At 67.4% G+C, this 15,802-nt stretch carries 11 protein-coding genes; 9 read left to right on the top strand and 2 right to left on the bottom strand.

The genetic code is table 11. The features are described from left to right. Positions 1-16 precede the first annotated feature (16 nt). The 8 genes from murB (at position 17) to recN (ending at position 10,181) form a co-directional block, all read left to right on the top strand. Positions 17-946 carry a UDP-N-acetylmuramate dehydrogenase gene (gene murB, locus G0Q01_RS19960; protein ID WP_164192076.1) on the top strand — a complete coding sequence of 310 codons (930 nt, stop codon included), beginning with the start codon at positions 17-19 and terminating at the stop codon, positions 944-946. Positions 947-1,153: 207 nt separating this feature from the next. Continuing rightward, a complete protein-coding gene (locus tag G0Q01_RS19955) occupies positions 1,154-2,068 on the top strand; it encodes a D-alanine--D-alanine ligase (protein WP_370457191.1) in 915 nt (304 codons plus the stop codon). Next, complete coding sequence (locus tag G0Q01_RS19950) at positions 2,056-2,976, top strand: cell division protein FtsQ/DivIB (protein ID WP_164192070.1); 921 nt, start codon at positions 2,056-2,058, stop codon at positions 2,974-2,976. The genes G0Q01_RS19955 and G0Q01_RS19950 overlap by 13 nt, the downstream gene beginning before the upstream one ends. After that, positions 2,976-4,307: a cell division protein FtsA gene (gene ftsA / locus G0Q01_RS19945; protein WP_108964979.1), complete on the top strand. Its 1,332-nt coding sequence runs from the start codon at positions 2,976-2,978 to the stop codon at positions 4,305-4,307. The genes G0Q01_RS19950 and ftsA overlap by 1 nt, the downstream gene beginning before the upstream one ends. A gap of 382 nt (positions 4,308-4,689) precedes the next feature. Next, complete coding sequence (ftsZ, locus tag G0Q01_RS19940) at positions 4,690-6,345, top strand: cell division protein FtsZ (protein WP_108964980.1); 1,656 nt, start codon at positions 4,690-4,692, stop codon at positions 6,343-6,345. A gap of 267 nt (positions 6,346-6,612) precedes the next feature. Further along, complete coding sequence (lpxC, locus tag G0Q01_RS19935; protein WP_164192067.1) at positions 6,613-7,533, top strand: UDP-3-O-acyl-N-acetylglucosamine deacetylase; 921 nt, start codon at positions 6,613-6,615, stop codon at positions 7,531-7,533. A 113-nt stretch (positions 7,534-7,646) separates the two neighbouring features. Further along, on the top strand, positions 7,647-8,501 hold the full coding sequence (locus G0Q01_RS19930; RefSeq protein ID WP_164192063.1) for an outer membrane protein assembly factor BamD: 855 nt from the start codon (positions 7,647-7,649) through the stop codon (positions 8,499-8,501). Positions 8,502-8,528: 27 nt separating this feature from the next. Next, on the top strand, positions 8,529-10,181 hold the full coding sequence (gene recN, locus G0Q01_RS19925) for a DNA repair protein RecN (protein ID WP_164192060.1): 1,653 nt from the start codon (positions 8,529-8,531) through the stop codon (positions 10,179-10,181). 216 nt (positions 10,182-10,397) lie between these two features. Here recN and G0Q01_RS19920 read toward each other — a convergent pair whose 3' ends face one another. After that, complete coding sequence (locus tag G0Q01_RS19920; protein WP_164192057.1) at positions 10,398-13,478, bottom strand: valine--tRNA ligase; 3,081 nt, start codon at positions 13,476-13,478, stop codon at positions 10,398-10,400. 788 nt (positions 13,479-14,266) lie between these two features. Next, positions 14,267-14,470 carry a DUF1127 domain-containing protein gene (locus G0Q01_RS19915; protein ID WP_108964985.1) on the bottom strand — a complete coding sequence of 68 codons (204 nt, stop codon included), beginning with the start codon at positions 14,468-14,470 and terminating at the stop codon, positions 14,267-14,269. A gap of 247 nt (positions 14,471-14,717) precedes the next feature. Between G0Q01_RS19915 and G0Q01_RS19910 the strand changes: the two genes are divergently transcribed. Beyond that, positions 14,718-15,782 carry an Mrp/NBP35 family ATP-binding protein gene (locus tag G0Q01_RS19910; protein ID WP_164213756.1) on the top strand — a complete coding sequence of 355 codons (1,065 nt, stop codon included), beginning with the start codon at positions 14,718-14,720 and terminating at the stop codon, positions 15,780-15,782. Positions 15,783-15,802 lie beyond the last annotated feature (20 nt).

Genomic DNA, 15,802 nt, shown 5'->3' with positions numbered 1-15,802 from the left:
CGGCAGAACCCTGTGCATGATTGATCAGCTTCCCCCCGTCCGTGGCCGCCTCACCGAGGGCCGCCCGCTTTCCGAACTGACCTGGCTGCGCGTCGGCGGACCCGCCGAGGTGCTGTTTCAGCCCGCCGACCTTCAGGACCTGCAGGACTTCCTGGCGGCGCTGCCTGCCGAAGTGCCGGTCTTCCCGATGGGGGTCGGATCGAATCTCATCGTGCGCGACGGCGGCATGCGCGGCGTGGTGATCCGCCTCGGGCGCGGCTTCAACGGCATCGAAGCCGAAGGCACCCGCGTCACAGCTGGCGCGGCGGCGCTCGATGCCCATGTGGCGAAGCGTGCGGCGCGGGCGGGGGTGGATCTCACCTTCCTGCGCACCATTCCCGGCTCGATCGGCGGGGCGGTGCGGATGAACGCCGGCTGCTACGGCACCTATGTCGCCGACCGCCTCGTCGAGATTCGCGCCGTGACCCGGCAGGGCGCGCTGGTGACCCTTCCGGCGGCCGAGCTGAACCTGCAGTACCGCCAGTCCGAGCTGCCCGAGGGCACAGTGGTGGTCGAGGCGGTTTTCGAGGGGTCGCAGGGCGATCCGGCGGAACTCGACGCCCGCATGGAGGCGCAGCTGAAGAAGCGCGACGAGACTCAGCCGACCAAGGACCGCACGGCGGGGTCGACTTTCCGCAATCCGGCGGGCTTCAGTTCGACCGGGCGCGAGGACGACACCCATGAGATGAAGGCATGGAAGGTGATCGACGAGGCCGGGATGCGCGGTGCCACGCAGGGCGGGGCGCAGATGAGCCCGATGCATTCCAACTTCCTGGTGAACACCGGCGAGGCAAGTGCCGCCGATCTTGAGGGGCTGGGCGAGGAAGTTCGAAAAAGGGTTTTCCAACACAGTGGTTTGCAGCTACAGTGGGAAATCATGCGGGTCGGCGATCCGCTTGAAAACTGAGGGCGTTACGCGCTCCAACTATAAAAGCAGCGCCCCCAGGCAGGGCGCGGTGAACGAGGCGGCAGTCTTCCCAGAATCAACTCAGGGTCGCACGCCGTGGTGAATCAGGTTCGCGCGCCGAATTGAGCGGCACGCGGGCAGCTGACCGGGGCAAACCCCGGCGGCAGGCATGGCGGGCATGGCCCGCGCAACGAGGCGGTTTTGGGGATGTCGAGCAGGGCAGCTCCCAAAGTGGCGGTATTGATGGGCGGACCTTCGGCTGAGCGCGAGGTCTCGCTGAGTTCCGGTCGGGAATGTGCCGCCGCTTTGCGGAATGAGGGATTTGAGGTGATCGACCTGGACGCGGGGCCCGACTTGGCCGCGCGGCTTGCGGACCTGTCTCCCGACGTCGTTTTCAACGCACTTCATGGCCGCTGGGGCGAGGATGGCTGCGTGCAGGGCCTGCTCGAGTGGATGCGGATTCCGTACACCCATTCCGGCGTGTTGGCCTCTGCCGTGGCGATGGACAAGGAACGCTCCAAGCAGGTCTATCGCGACGTGGGGCTGCCGGTGGTCGACAGCCTGCTGGCCTCCAAGGCCGAGGTTGGCGCCAGCCACCTGTTGCCGCCCCCCTACGTGGTGAAGCCCTACAACGAGGGCAGCTCGGTCGGCGTCTACCTGGTGATGGATGGCGCCAACCAGCCGCCGCAGCTCTCCGAGGAGATGCCCGAGACGGTGATGGTCGAAACCTATGCGCCGGGCCGCGAGCTGACCACCACGGTGCTCGGCGACCGCGCGCTGACGGTGACCGACATCATCACCGAGGGCTGGTACGACTACGACGCCAAGTACAAGGCCGGCGGCTCACGCCACGTGGTGCCCGCCGAGATCCCGCAGCAGATCTTCGACGCCTGCCTCGATTACGCGCTGCGCGCTCACAAGGCGCTTGGCTGCCGCGGCCTCAGCCGGACCGATTTCCGTTGGGACGAGAGTCGCGGTCGGGACGGGCTGGTGCTGCTCGAGACGAACACCCAGCCGGGCATGACGCCCACCTCGCTGGCCCCCGAGCAGGCGCAGGCCTGCGGCATGACCTTCGGTGCGCTCTGCCGCTGGATGGTGGAGGACGCCTCATGCGACAGGTAGGAGCCGCGCCCGCCCGCGCGCCACAGGCGCAGGCCGGTCGCGCACAGGTATTCCGGTCCGATCCGGCGCCGTCGCGGCTGAAGTACCGGCTCGAGCGGCTCATGCTGACGCCGCTCTTCCGCTTCTCGCTGCGCTTCGGGCTGCCGTTCCTGGTCGGACTCGGCGGCGCGAGTTGGTATTTCTCGATCGACAGCAACCGCGAGGCCTTTATCGGCGCCGTGCAGTCGGTGCGTGACCAGATCGAGGGTCGCCCGGAGTTTCGCGTCAACCTCATGGCCATCGACGGCGCCAGTGAGAGCGTCGCGGAGGACGTGCGCGAGATCCTCTCGCTGGACTTCCCGCTCAGCTCCTTCGACCTCGACCTCGAAGAGATGCATCGCATCGTCACGGGGCTCGACGCGGTCAAATCGGCGAGCCTGCGGATCAAGCAGGGCGGGGTGCTCGAGGTCTCCGTTGTCGAACGGGTTCCCGTGGTGCTCTGGAGGGGTCTGCGCGGGCTCGAGTTGCGGGACGAGACCGGCGTTTTCGTCGGTCCGGCAGGCACCCGTGCCGCGCATCCGGAACTGCCGGTGATCGCCGGGGCAGGGGCCGAGGCCGACGTGCCCGAGGCGCTTGAACTCTTCGCTGCCGCGGCGCCGCTGGCGGGCCGTCTGCGCGGGTTGGAGCGCATCGGCAACCGGCGCTGGGACGTGGTTCTGGACGAGGGGCAGCGGATTCTGCTGCCCGAAGAGGGCGCCGTGCAGGCGCTCGAACGGGCGATGGCGATGGATGGCGCCGTCGACATGCTTTCACGCGACATCGCGGCGGTGGACCTGCGGCTGGCGCAGCGCCCGACGCTGCGGCTGCATCAGGACGCGGCACAGGAATACTGGCGGATCAAGTCCATCGAGACCGGGGAAAAACGATAATGTTCGAGCTTTACGAGTCCCAGCGCGCGATGCGCAACATGCGCAAGGCGGCGATGCAGCGCGGTGTCGTTGCGGTGCTGGATGTGGGCAGCTCGAAGATCGCCTGCCTGGTGCTTCGCTTCGATGGCACCGAGCGCGGCACCGACAGCGGCGTCGGCTCGCTGGCTGGTCAGGCGGGCTTCCGGGTGATCGGCGCGGCCACCACCCGCTCGCGCGGGGTGCGCTTCGGCGAGATCGCCGCGATGAGCGAGACGGAACGCGCGATCCGCACCGCGGTGCAGGCGGCGCAGAAGATGGCGGGCATCCGGGTCGACCACGTGATCGCCTGCTTCTCGGGCGCCGAGCCGCGCAGCTACGGGCTCGACGGCAAGGTGAGCATCGACGGCAGCATGGTGACCGAGCAAGACGTGGCACGGGTGCTCTCGGCCTGTGACGTGCCCGACGTGGGCCATGGCCGCGAGGTGCTGCACGCGCAGCCGGTGAACTTCGCGCTCGACCATCGCTCGGGCCTCAGTGACCCGCGCGGCCAGATCGGCCGCGAGTTGACCTGCGATATGCATATGCTGACGGTCAACGCCCAGGCGATCCAGAACCTCGCCCATTGCGTCAAGCGCTGCGATCTCGAGCTCGCGGGCATCGCCAGCTCGGCTTACGTGTCGGGCGTCGCGGCGCTCGTCGAGGATGAGCAGGAGCTGGGCGCGGCCTGCATCGACATGGGCGGCGGCGCCACCGGCGTGTCGATCTTCATGAAGAAGCACATGATCTACGGCGACGCGGTGCCGATGGGCGGCGATCACGTCACCGGCGACATCTCGATGGGGCTGCAGATCCCCATGGCCATGGCCGAGCGCATCAAGACCTTCTACGGCGGCGTGCATGCCACCGGGATGGACGACCGCGAGATGATCGAGATCTCGGGCGACACCGGCGACTGGCACCACGACCGCCGGCAGGTGAGCCGTGCCGAGCTGATCGGCATCATGCGCCCGCGGGTCGAGGAAATCCTCGAGGAGGTGCGCGCCTGCCTCGACGCGGCGGGCTTCGAGCACCTGCCGAGCCAGCAGATCGTGCTGACCGGCGCCGCAAGCCAGATCCCCGGTCTCGACGGGCTGGCGAGCCGGATCCTCGGCAGCCAAGTGCGCCTTGGCCGTCCGATGCGCGTGCACGGGCTGCCGCAGGCCGTCACCGGACCGGGCTTCGCTTCGGCGGTGGGCATGTGCCTCTTCGCGGCGCATCCGCAGGACGAATGGTGGGACTTCGAAATCCCGATCGAGCGCTATTCCTCGCGGTCGCTCCTGAAAGCGGTGAAGTGGTTCCGCGACAACTGGTAAGCGCATTTCTTGCCGCAGAAAACGCTCTGTTCACGAAGAGTTCGGGGTGACGCCGCGCAGAGAAACCGCGTAATATGAAGGCTGATCCGCGCGCAAGACGCGGTCAGGGAGAGGCGAGCAGGCATCTCCGACACAGACAAAGAGATTCGGCTGCGCCTTCTGCCAAGCAGGGGGCGTCCCTGAGGTGTTTTGTATTACCGTAAGCGTCAGACGCAAGACTTGGTAGGGACTGGCGAAATCTCGCGCGAATAGTCAATCCTAAAGCCATATTTCGTGGTGGATCTGTGTTTTTTACGTGACCCAGCGCTAGGATCCCGGTAATAATTATCGCAAGGCGCAGGACAGGCGCGAAACAAGTCATAAACGACAGGCGGAACATCACATGGCACTCAATCTCTCGATGCCCGGCCAGGAAGAGCTCAAGCCCCGGATCACCGTATTCGGCGTCGGCGGCGCTGGTGGCAACGCAGTCAACAACATGATCACCAAGCAGCTCGAAGGCGTGGACTTCGTCGTTGCCAACACCGACGCGCAGGCGCTGCAGCAGAGCCTGTCGACCGCCAAGGTCCAGCTTGGCGTGAAGGTGACCGAGGGTCTTGGCGCAGGCGCCCGTCCTTCGGTTGGCTCGGCGGCCGCTGAAGAGAGCATCGAGCAGATCGTCGATCACCTCGCCGGCGCGCATATGTGCTTCATCACCGCCGGCATGGGCGGCGGCACCGGCACCGGCGCGGCCCCGATCATCGCGCAGGCCGCGCGTGAACTCGGTGTGCTGACTGTCGGCGTGGTGACCAAGCCCTTCCAGTTCGAAGGCGCCAAGCGCATGCGCCAGGCGGAAGACGGCGTCGAGCACCTGCAGAAGGTGGTCGACACGCTGATCATCATCCCGAACCAGAACCTGTTCCGTCTGGCCAACGAGAAGACCACCTTCACCGAGGCTTTCAGCCTTGCCGACGACGTGCTCTACCAGGGCGTCAAGGGTGTGACCGACCTCATGGTTCGCCCGGGCCTCATCAACCTCGACTTCGCCGACGTGCGCGCGGTGATGGACGAGATGGGCAAGGCGATGATGGGCACCGGCGAGGCGGACGGCGAAGATCGCGCCATCCAGGCCGCCGAGAAGGCCATCGCCAACCCGCTGCTCGACGAGATCAGCCTCAAGGGCGCCAAGGGCGTGCTCATCAACATCACCGGTGGCCACGACCTCACCCTGTTCGAGCTTGACGAGGCGGCCAACCGCATCCGCGAGGAAGTGGACGCAGACGCCAACATCATCGTGGGCTCGACCCTTGACGACACGATGGAAGGCCGCATGCGGGTTTCGGTCGTCGCGACCGGCATCGACGCTTCGGGCTCGCAGGGTGAAATGCCCGTGCCGCGCCGTCCGCTGTCGCAGCCGCTCGCCCAGCCGGAAGAACAGCCCGTTGCCGCCGCCCCGGCGCCGCAGCAGCCCGTCGCCCCGCAGCCGGTGGCCGCACAGGCCGCGCCGCAGCACGCTCCGGTGGCAACCCAGCAAACCTACGAAGAAGACGAACCGTCGCTCTTCGGCGAGATGGGGGGCGCCCAGCAGGAGGTGGCCGAGACCGATGACGGTCTGCCGCCGCCCGCCTACCGCCCGCAGCCGGTCCAGCGTCAGCCCGACCACGCGCCGCTCGATGTCGCGCCTGACAGCTTCGTGGCGCCGCGCGCCCCGGGTCAGCCGTCGGCCGACACGATGAAGCGCCTGCACGCCGCGGCGGCCCGCAACAACCGCCAGGGCCAGCCCGCCGGGGCGCGTCCGCAGCAGGCCGAGCCGCAGCGCGCGCCGGAAGCCGAGAAGCCCCGCTTCGGGATCAACTCGCTGATCAACCGCATGACTGGCCACCACGCCCACGAACAGCAGGCCCAGCCCGCTGCGCCGGCAGCGCCTCAACCGCAGCCGCAGGCCCGCCGCCAGCCGCCGATGCAGGCCCAGCGTCCGGCGCCCGCCCCGGCCCCGGAAGAGGCGCCCGAGCAGGACCGGATCGAGATCCCGGCCTTCCTGCGCCGCCAGGCAAACTGACATATTTCACCCGCGCGGGCTCGCGCGGGTGCACGATCTGCGCAAGGCGCGTCGGAACACCCTCTCGGAAGAGAGGGTGTTTTTCGTTGTAAACCAAGTATTTGGCGGAGGTTCGCGAAGGTCCGGCGTGCATCCGCCCATTAGGAAACCCGCATGTTTCACTTCGTTGCAATACTTGATTTGAGAACTTGTCCCCCTGTGAGTATCTCCCTCCCAGCAAAGGTGCGCGCCGCTGGGGAGGGGGCGCTCCAGACAAAGGTGACCAAAGTGCAAACGACGATCCGCAGTGCAGTGAGCTTCCAGGGCGTGGGCCTTCATTCAGGCGCGCCTGTCCGGATGACCATTCGCCCGGCCGCCGCCGAGCACGGCATCTGGTTTAAGCGCACGGACATCGAAATCGGCGACGCCCTCGTCCCCGCCCGCTTTGACGCGGTCGAGATCTCGCCGCTCTGCACCCTCATCAAAAACCGCGCCGGCGTCTCGGTGTCGACCATCGAGCACGTGATGGCCGCGCTCGCCGGTTGCGGCATCCACAACGCGCTGATCGAGATCGACGGCCCCGAAGTTCCGATCGTCGACGGCTCCGCCGCACCCTTCGTTCGCGCGATCCTCGCGCGCGGCGTGCGCGAGTTGCGTGCTCCGGTCCGCGCCATCGAGATTCTCAAGACCGTCGAGGTCGAGACCCCCGGTGGCTGGGCGCGCCTGTCCCCGGGGCAGGGCACGACGATGGAGTTCCACATCGATTTCGCCGACGCCGCGATCGGCACCCAGGACAAGGCGATCAACCTCGCCAACGGCAGCTTCGTGCGTGAGCTCTGCGACAGCCGCACCTTCTGCCGCCAGGCCGATGTCGACGCGATGCAGGCCAATGGACTGGCGCTCGGCGGCACCTACGAGAACGCCGTCGTGGTCGATGGCGACAAGGTCCTTTCGCCGGGCGGCCTGCGCCACACCGACGAGGCCGTGCGCCACAAGATGCTCGACGCCCTTGGCGATCTCTACACCGCTGGCGCGCCGATCATCGGCCATTATACCGGCTTCAAGGCTGGCCACGCGATCACCAACAAGCTGCTGCATGCGCTCTTCTCGACAGACGGTGCCTACCGGCTGACAGTGTGCGATGCGCGGATGTCCGCGCGCCTTCCAGGCGCCGGTGTCGAACGCGACGAGATCCCCGCGGTTGCCTGACAGCGGCGGCGTGCTCAAATCGCCGTTAAGGCGTTTTGCCCCGGAAATTTCTGTGCTAGGACCGAGCCAAGGCCCCGGAGGGGGCTTGGCAAGGAATGTGAGGTAAGTCGGGCATGGCAGGCGGCAGGTCGCGAAATGCGGTGATCGGGGCGGCTTTCTCCGCGATTCTCCTGGTAGGCTGCTCGGCTCAAGAGCAGCCCGGAACCGGTCCTGGCGGGGTTCCGATCGAGAACTACACCGCCGAGCAGATCTTCGAACGCGGCGAGTTCGAGATGGAGCGTAGCGACGCCGAGCGCGCTGCGTACTACTTCGGCGAAGTCGAGCGGCTCTATCCCTATTCGGACTGGGCCAAGCGGGCGCTGATCATGCAGGCGTACAGCTACCACCGGGCCAAGGATTATGAAAATTCCCGCTCGGCGGCACAGCGCTACATCGACTTCTATCCCAGCGACGAGGATGCCGCCTACGCGCAGTACCTTCTGGCGCTGTCCTATTACGACCAGATCGAGGAAGTCGGCCGCGACCAGGGGCTCACCTTCCAAGCGCTGCAGGCGCTGCGCACGGTGATCGAGCGTTATCCCGACAGCGAATATGCCCGCAGTTCGATCCTGAAGTTCGATCTCGCCTTCGACCACCTCGCGGCGAAGGAGATGGAGATCGGGCGCTACTATCTCAAGCGCGAGAATTACGGCGCCGCGATCAGCCGCTTCCGCGTCGTGGTCGAGGATTTCCAGACCACCACCCACACCGCCGAGGCGCTGCACCGGCTGGTCGAGGCTTATCTTTCGCTGGGTCTGGTGGAAGAGGCGCAAAGTGCCGGGGCGATCCTTGGATACAACTTCCGGGGCACGCAATGGTACCAGGACAGCTACAAGCTGCTGACAGGTCGCGGGCTTGAACTTGAGGCCGCGGGCGACAGCTGGCTGGCACAGGTGTACCGCCAGATGATCAAGGGCCAGTGGATCTGAGGGAGAGCGGCTCGACCGCCTGAATGGATGCTCCGAGCGCTTGAAATCCGAGATCTGCTGATCATCGACCGGCTGGACCTGAACTTCCAGCCGGGCCTCAACGTGCTCACCGGCGAGACCGGGGCGGGCAAATCCATCCTTCTCGACAGCCTCGGCTTCGTGCTCGGCTGGCGCGGCCGCGCCGAGCTGGTGCGCGCCGGTGCCGCGCAGGGCGAGGTGACCGCCGTCTTCGAGCTGTCCCCCGGCCATGCCGCCCGCGCGGTGCTGAACGAGGTCGGGCTGCCGGTCTCGGACGAGCTGATCCTGCGCCGGGTGAACAGCGCCGACGGACGCAAGACCGCCTGGATCAACGACCGACGCGCCAGCGGCGAGGTGCTGCGGCGCCTGTCCGAAACGCTGGTGGAACTGCACGGCCAGCACGACGACCGCGGCTTGCTGAACCCTTCGGGGCACCGCGACATCCTTGACACATATGCCGCGGTGACCGCCGAGCTCGCCGCCGCCCGCGCGGCCTGGGCCGAGCAGCGCAACGCCCGCAAGCGCCTGTCGGAGGCCGAGGCGGCGCTCGAAGCGGTGCGCGCCGAGGAAGACTTTCTGCGCCATGCCGTGGCCGAGCTCGACAAGCTCGCGCCCGAGGCCGGGGAAGAGGCCGAGCTGGACGCGCGCCGTCGCATGATGCAGGCCGCCGAGCGCATCCGCGCAGACATCGCCCGCGCCGGCCACACGCTCGGCAGCGACGGGGCAGAAGGCGCCATGGCCGATGCGCTGCGCTGGCTCGACGGGGCTTCCGAGGGCGCGGAGGGGCGACTCGACGCGGCAATCTCGGCGCTGACCCGTGCCATGGCCGAACTCGACGAGGCCGCGCGCGAGGTGGAAGACACGCTCGAGGCGCTCGACTTCGATCCGCGCGCGCTCGAGGACACCGAGGAGCGGCTCTTCGCCATCCGCGGCCTTGCCCGCAAGCACAATGTGCTGCCCGACGAGCTGGCCCCGCTGCGAGAGACGCTCTCGGCACGGCTGTCGGCGCTGGACAATTCCGCCGAGGAGCTGGACACGCTGGGCGCCGAGTTGCGCCGGACAGAGAAAGCCTATGACACTGCCGCCGCTGCGCTGACCGAGGCCCGGCGCGAGGCGGCTGGCCGGCTCGACGCTGCCGTGGCCGCCGAGCTGGCGCCGCTCAAGATGGAGCGCGCGGTCTTCCGCACCGAGGTCACCGAGACCTCCGAGGGCCCAGAGGGGCGTGATGCCGTCGCCTTCACCGTCGCCACCAACCCGGGCGCACCCTCCGGCCCGCTCAACAAAATCGCCTCGGGCGGCGAGCTGTCGCGGTTCCTCTTGGCGCTCAAGGTGAGCCTCTCGGAAGAGCAGGGCGGCGAGGTCACGATGATCTTCGACGAGATTGACCGGGGCGTCGGTGGCGCCACCGCCGCCGCCGTGGGCCGCCGTCTCGCGGCGCTGGCCGAAGGTGGGCAGGTGCTGGTCGTCACCCACTCGCCGCAGGTCGCCGCGCTCGGCGCGCATCACTGGCGCGTGGCGAAACGGGTGGAGAACGACGTCACCCTGTCGTCGGTCACCCCGCTGGGCGCAGGCGAGCGCGAGGACGAGATCGCGCGGATGCTCGCGGGGGACACGGTCACCCCCGAGGCGCGGGCGGCGGCGCGGGCGCTTCTGGTCGGCTGAGGCGCAGGCGTCCCACGGGATTTTGCGTATCTGGAAATTGAAGAAGGGACGGGCGCGGCGCGCCGTCCCAATCGTTTTCCGTGCGGTTCTTCACTTTCCAAATACGCATCACCCGCCGCCTGCCACGCGCGCGGCGCCGGGGGAGAGGCACCGGCAATGAAAAAGGCCCGCCCGGAGCGTTCCGGGCGGGCCTTTCCGTTTCGCTGCCTCTAGGCGTCAGCCGAGCTCTGCGAGCCGTGCCAGCGCTTCCTTCAGCTTAGCCTCTTCCTCCTCGCGCGCGGCGAGGTTGTCGCGGGTCTCCTGCACGACCTCTTCCGGCGCGCTCTCGGCGAACTTGGGGTTCTTCAGCCGGCCGCGCAGGCCTCCGAGTTCCTTGGCGAGCTTCTGCAGCGCCTTCTCGAGCCGGGCCTTTTCCTCCTCGACATCAATGATCCCCGCCAGCGGCAGACCAAAGGTGCCGCCGCTCAGAGCCAAGGCTGCGGTGCCCTTGGGCATCTCCTCGACCTCGGTCAGGTCCTCGATCCGCGCGTAGCGTTTCACGAAGGCCTCGTTGGTGGCATAGGCGGCACGGGCCTCCGGCGTCAGCCCCTTGACCACGCAGGGCACGTAGGCGCCGGCGGGCACGTGCATCTGCGCGCGCGCCGAACGGATCGCCTCGATCATGCGGATCACCCAGTTCAGCTCGGCATCGGCCTGCGCGTCGACCATCTCGGCCGCGGTGTACTCCGGCCAGTCGGCGTGGATCAGCATCTTCGGCCGTGCGCGCTGCGCCCAGAGCTCTTCGGTGACGAAGGGCATGATCGGGTGCAGCAGGATCAGGCACTGGTCGAAGGCCCAGGCGTAGGTGGCGCGGGTCTCGGCCTTGGCGGCCTCGTCCTCGCCGTGGAACACCGGCTTGGTGAACTCGAGGTACCAGTCGCAGAAGGTGCCCCAGACAAAGGCGTAGAGTGCCTGCGCCGCGTCGTTGAAGCGGTAGTCGGCCAGCGCTGCGTCCACGGCCTCGCGGGTCTTGGCGACCTCGCCCTTGATCCAGCGGTTGAGGGGCAGGGTGGTCTCGGGCACCGCATCGCTGTGGGCCAGCTCGAAGACGCCGTTCATCTGCGCGTAGGAGGCGGCGTTCCACAGCTTGGTGCCGAAGTTGCGGTAGCCGGCGATGCGCTGCATGTCGAGCTTAAGCACGCCCCCGAGCGAGGCCATGGCGGCATTGGTGAAGCGCAGCGCGTCGGCGCCGTACTCGTCGATGATCTCCAGCGGATCGACGACATTGCCCAGCGATTTGGACATCTTCTTGCCCTTGGCGTCGCGCACGAGGCCATGCAGGTAGACGTCCTTGAAGGGGACCTCGTCCACCACGGCGAGCTGCATCATCATCATCCGGGCGACCCAGAAGAAGAGGATGTCCTGCCCAGTGACCAGAACGTCGGTCGGGAAGTACTTCTTCAGCTCCGGCGTCTGTTCGGGCCAGCCGAGCGTGCCGATCGGCCAGAGACCCGATGAGAACCAGGTGTCCAGAACGTCGGGATCGCGGAACACCGGGATCGCCTGCGGCCGGCGGCGCTGGTCGACGCCGGTGTAATCCATGCCCTGCGACAGCAAGTCGGCAAGGTGATCCTCGGCGGCGGCGGCATCCTCGACGATCAGGAACTCGGCATCCTCGCCGAAGACCGCCTTCATCTTCTCGATCGCCTCATCTTCCGAGGCGGCGCAGAACGAGCGCCATTCGTCGCCCATGCCCGGGGTGTGCCAGACAGGAATCTGGTGGCCCCACCACAGCTGGCGCGAGATGCACCAGGGCTCGATGTTCTCGAGCCAATGGTAATAGGTCTTCTCGCCGCTCTCGGGCATGATCCGCACGCGGCCGTCGCGCACGGCATCGAGCGCCGGGCCGACGATCTGCGCGGTGTCGACGAACCACTGGTCGGTGAGCATCGGCTCGATCACCACCTTCGATCGGTCGCCGAAGGGTTGCATGATCGGCTTGGCCTCGACCAGCGGCACCCATTGTGCGGGCTCGTCCAGCGCCTCGCCGCCTTCCTCGGGCGCGACCGGGGCCTTGCCCGCGGCCTTGCCGAGGCGCGGGTCGGTCGCTTCGGTCATCACCGCGAGACCCTCGGCGGTGATCTCGGCGATCACCGCTTCGCGCGCCGCGAAACGGTCGAGGCCGCGCAGGTGATCCGGCACGAGGTTCAGCTTGTCCGCCTCGTGCTCGTCGAGGTCCAGCTCGCCGCGGGCGACCTGCTGGGCGATCTCGGCGGCCTCGGCGTAGGGGTGACCGTCCTCGCGCATGGCTCCGCGGGTGTCCATCAGCCGGTAGCAGGGAATGCCGCCACGCTTGGCCACGCCGTAGTCGTTGAAGTCATGCGCGCCGGTGATCTTCACCGCGCCCGAGCCGAAGGTGGGATCGGGGTATTCGTCCACGATGATCGGGATCAGGCGGCGGTGCTCTTTCGGCCCCACCGGGATTTCGCAGAGCTTGCCGACGATGGGCGCATAGCGCTCATCCGAGGGGTGCACCGCGACCGCGCCGTCGCCGAGCATGGTCTCGGGGCGGGTGGTGGCGATGGAGATGTAGTCACGCTCCTCGGAGAAGAGCACGTTGCCGTCCTCGTCCTTCTCGACGTAGGTGTAGGTCTCTCCGCCCGCGAGCGGGTACTTGAAGTGCCACATGTGGCCCGGCACCTCGATGTTCTCGACCTCGAGGTCGGAGATCGCGGTCTCGAAATGCGGGTCCCAGTTCACCAGACGCTTGCCGCGGTAGATCAGGCCCTTGTCGTACATGTCGACGAAGACCTTGATCACCGCGTCGTGGAAGTTGCCTTCCTCGCCCGCGGGCGCACCCTCGGCCCCCGACATGGTGAAGGCGTTGCGCGACCAGTCGCAGGAGGCGCCGAGGCGCTTGAGCTGGTTGATGATCGTGCCGCCGGACTGCTGCTTCCACTCCCAGACCTTCTCGAGGAAGGCCTCGCGGCCCATCTCGCGGCGGGTGGCGTTGTTCTTGTCCTTGGCCAGTTCGCGCTCGACGACCATCTGCGTGGCGATGCCCGCGTGGTCCTGCCCGGGCTGCCAGAGCGTGTCGAAGCCGCGCATCCGGTGCCAGCGCACGAGGATGTCCTGCAGCGTGTTGTTGAACGCGTGGCCCATGTGCAGCGAGCCGGTCACGTTCGGGGGCGGGATCATGATGCAGAAGCTTTCATCGCGCGAGGCGTTGGCCCCGGCCTTGAAGGCTCCGCTGTCTTCCCACGCCTTGTAGATGCGCGCCTCGGCCTCGGCCGCGTTGAAGGTCTTTTCCATCGCCATGGCTGCGTTCCCATGCCTGCTTTGTGCTGTTGTCCGAACCCTCCTACCGAAAGGCTCGGCAAAGGGAAAGCGCCGCTTGCGCCCGGAGGGGCGTGGCGGGGCGCGCTTTTCGGCGCGGGGCAACTTGGCGGGAGTGGGAAACGGAAAACGGCGGTGCCAGGGAGGAGGAGAGGCACCGCCGTTCCGTGTCACGAAAGCCCGAGGAGGAGGAGAAGAGGGGCTTTCGATCCGATCGGGCCCGAGACAGGCCCTATGTAGGGTGCGGCGATCTCAGGGAGGAGGAGAGAGATCGCCGCTGCATCGACGCCCCAGGGAGGAGGAGAGGGGCTCCGAAGCTTCTGGGGCGACCTTTGGCAGGCGCCCCGTTATCTGGTGCGGCGGTCTCAGGGAGGAGGAGAGAGATCGCCGCTGCATCGACGCCCCAGGGAGGAGGAGAGGGGCTCCGAAGTTCTGGGGCGACCTTTGGCAGGAAGCCCCGGTATCTGGTGCGGCGGTCTCAGGGAGGAGGAGAGAGACCGCCGCTGCATCGACGCCCCAGGGAGGAGGAGAGGGGCTCCGAAGTTCTGGGGCGACCTTTGTCAGGTGCCCCGGTATCTGGTGCGGCGATCTCAGGGAGGAGGAGAGAGATCGCCGCTGTATCGATGCCCCAGGGAGGAGGAGAGGGGCTGTCGATGTCTAGGCCTTGCGGCCCTTGTTCGTGTGGCGGTGACCTCAGGGAGGAGGAGAGAGGTCACCGCCGTAACGAACCGGCTCAGGGAGGAGGAGAGAGCCGGGACGTGTTCGAATTCTTATGCCTCGTAGGCGGCCTGGTAGGCGATCCGGCGGATCATCGAGCGGTGCAGCCCAAGATCGCCCAGTTCGCGGTTGCTCAGCGCGGACAGCTCGCTGAAGGTCTGCTTGTACAGGCGGCGACGAGCGAGGGCAGTGCGGAAGCGCTCGACGAGTCCTTCGGAGCGGCCTGCGATGCGGGTGGTGTCGGTTGCGTATGCCATTTGCGTCTGTACCCGTGTGGCTGGAGGGTTGCGTCTGTCTTTCGTTGACCCATAGATGGGCCAGATGCTGCGGTTGCACAATCCCGGGAGGGTTCAATGCCGCTATGCGCGAAATGCATGGGAAAAAGCGCTTTGGATTGCGCAAACATGCGGGCTCGCGCACAAGATTTGGGCGGACCATGTCTGCGGTTTGCGCCTGGCGCAAGGTGACGCAAGGGTGGCATGCGCCCGAGGAAAGGAAGTGACCATGACCCAATTGTCCGACGCCATCACCGAGCTGCTTGGCAGCTTCGATCTGCCCGGCGGGGGCACGCTGATCTCGCGTGACATGATTCGAGCGATGCGCGTCGAGTCCGGCCAGATGGCCTTCGTGATCGAGGCTCCGAGCCCCGAGATCGCCCGCCAGATGGAGGGCTTCCGCGCCATGCTCGAGGCGCGCATCGCCGAACTGCCCGGGGTGGAGACTGTCTCGGTCGTGCTCTCTGCGCCGACCCAGGCCCCCAAGGCGCCCTCGTTGAAGCTCGGCGGCCACGCCAAGCCGCAGCAGGGTCGCATGATCCCGCCCGGGGTGAAGAAGCTTATCGCCATCGGCTCGGGCAAGGGCGGGGTCGGCAAATCGACGGTTTCCTCCAACCTCGCGGTGGCGCTGGCGCGCGCGGGCAAGACGGTCGGTCTGCTGGATGCCGACATCCATGGCCCGTCGCAGCCGCGGATGTTCGGCGTCTCGAAGCGCCCGGCCTCGCCCGACGGCAAGACGATCATCCCGCTCGAGGCGCATGGCGTTACCCTCATGTCGATCGGCTTCATGCTGCCCGAGGACAAGGCGGTGGTCTGGCGCGGCCCGATGCTGATGGGGGCGCTGCAGCAGATGCTGATGCAGGTAGAGTGGGGCGAGCTCGACGTGCTGCTCATCGATCTGCCGCCGGGAACCGGTGACGTGCAGCTCTCGCTGGGTCAGAAGTCCGAGCTCGACGGCGCCATCGTCGTCTCCACGCCACAGGACGTGGCGCTGATCGATGCCAAGAAGGCGCTCGACGCCTTTGCGACGCTGAACGTGCCGGTGCTGGGGATGATCGAGAACATGTCTGCCTTCGTCTGCCCGGGCTGCGGCCTCGAGAGCCATATCTTCGGACATGGCGGCGTCGCGGCCGAGGCGGCGCGGTTGAACCTGCCGGTTCTGGCGCAGCTGCCGATCGACCTCGACACCCGCCTTGCGGGGGACGGCGGTGCGCCCGTCGCGCTTGGTGACGGCGTTATGGCGCAGGCCTACGCCAAGCTGGCGCAGGAGTTGATCGCCAAGGGCGCGGTCTGACCCTGCAACCCGTCACCCGC

It is taken from the genome of Salipiger sp. PrR007, assembly GCF_010499845.1.
GTDB lineage: Bacteria > Pseudomonadota > Alphaproteobacteria > Rhodobacterales > Rhodobacteraceae > Salipiger > Salipiger pacificus_A.
The sequence above is the reverse complement of the archived record's forward strand: the minus strand, read 5'-3'. Positions and strand labels throughout refer to the sequence as shown.

What these genes read in the sequence shown, in the direction of transcription:
- murB (WP_164192076.1), top strand. Translation starts at nt 17, where the DNA reads ATGATTGATCAGCTTCCCCCCGTCCGTGGCCGCCTCACCGAGGGCCGC.
- G0Q01_RS19955 (WP_370457191.1), top strand. Translation starts at nt 1,154, where the DNA reads ATGTCGAGCAGGGCAGCTCCCAAAGTGGCGGTATTGATGGGCGGACCT.
- G0Q01_RS19950 (WP_164192070.1), top strand. Translation starts at nt 2,056, where the DNA reads ATGCGACAGGTAGGAGCCGCGCCCGCCCGCGCGCCACAGGCGCAGGCC.
- ftsA (WP_108964979.1), top strand. Translation starts at nt 2,976, where the DNA reads ATGTTCGAGCTTTACGAGTCCCAGCGCGCGATGCGCAACATGCGCAAG.
- ftsZ (WP_108964980.1), top strand. Translation starts at nt 4,690, where the DNA reads ATGGCACTCAATCTCTCGATGCCCGGCCAGGAAGAGCTCAAGCCCCGG.
- G0Q01_RS19930 (WP_164192063.1), top strand. Translation starts at nt 7,647, where the DNA reads ATGGCAGGCGGCAGGTCGCGAAATGCGGTGATCGGGGCGGCTTTCTCC.
- recN (WP_164192060.1), top strand. Translation starts at nt 8,529, where the DNA reads ATGCTCCGAGCGCTTGAAATCCGAGATCTGCTGATCATCGACCGGCTG.
- G0Q01_RS19920 (WP_164192057.1), bottom strand. Translation starts at nt 13,478, where the DNA reads ATGGCGATGGAAAAGACCTTCAACGCGGCCGAGGCCGAGGCGCGCATC.
- G0Q01_RS19915 (WP_108964985.1), bottom strand. Translation starts at nt 14,470, where the DNA reads ATGGCATACGCAACCGACACCACCCGCATCGCAGGCCGCTCCGAAGGA.
- G0Q01_RS19910 (WP_164213756.1), top strand. Translation starts at nt 14,718, where the DNA reads ATGACCCAATTGTCCGACGCCATCACCGAGCTGCTTGGCAGCTTCGAT.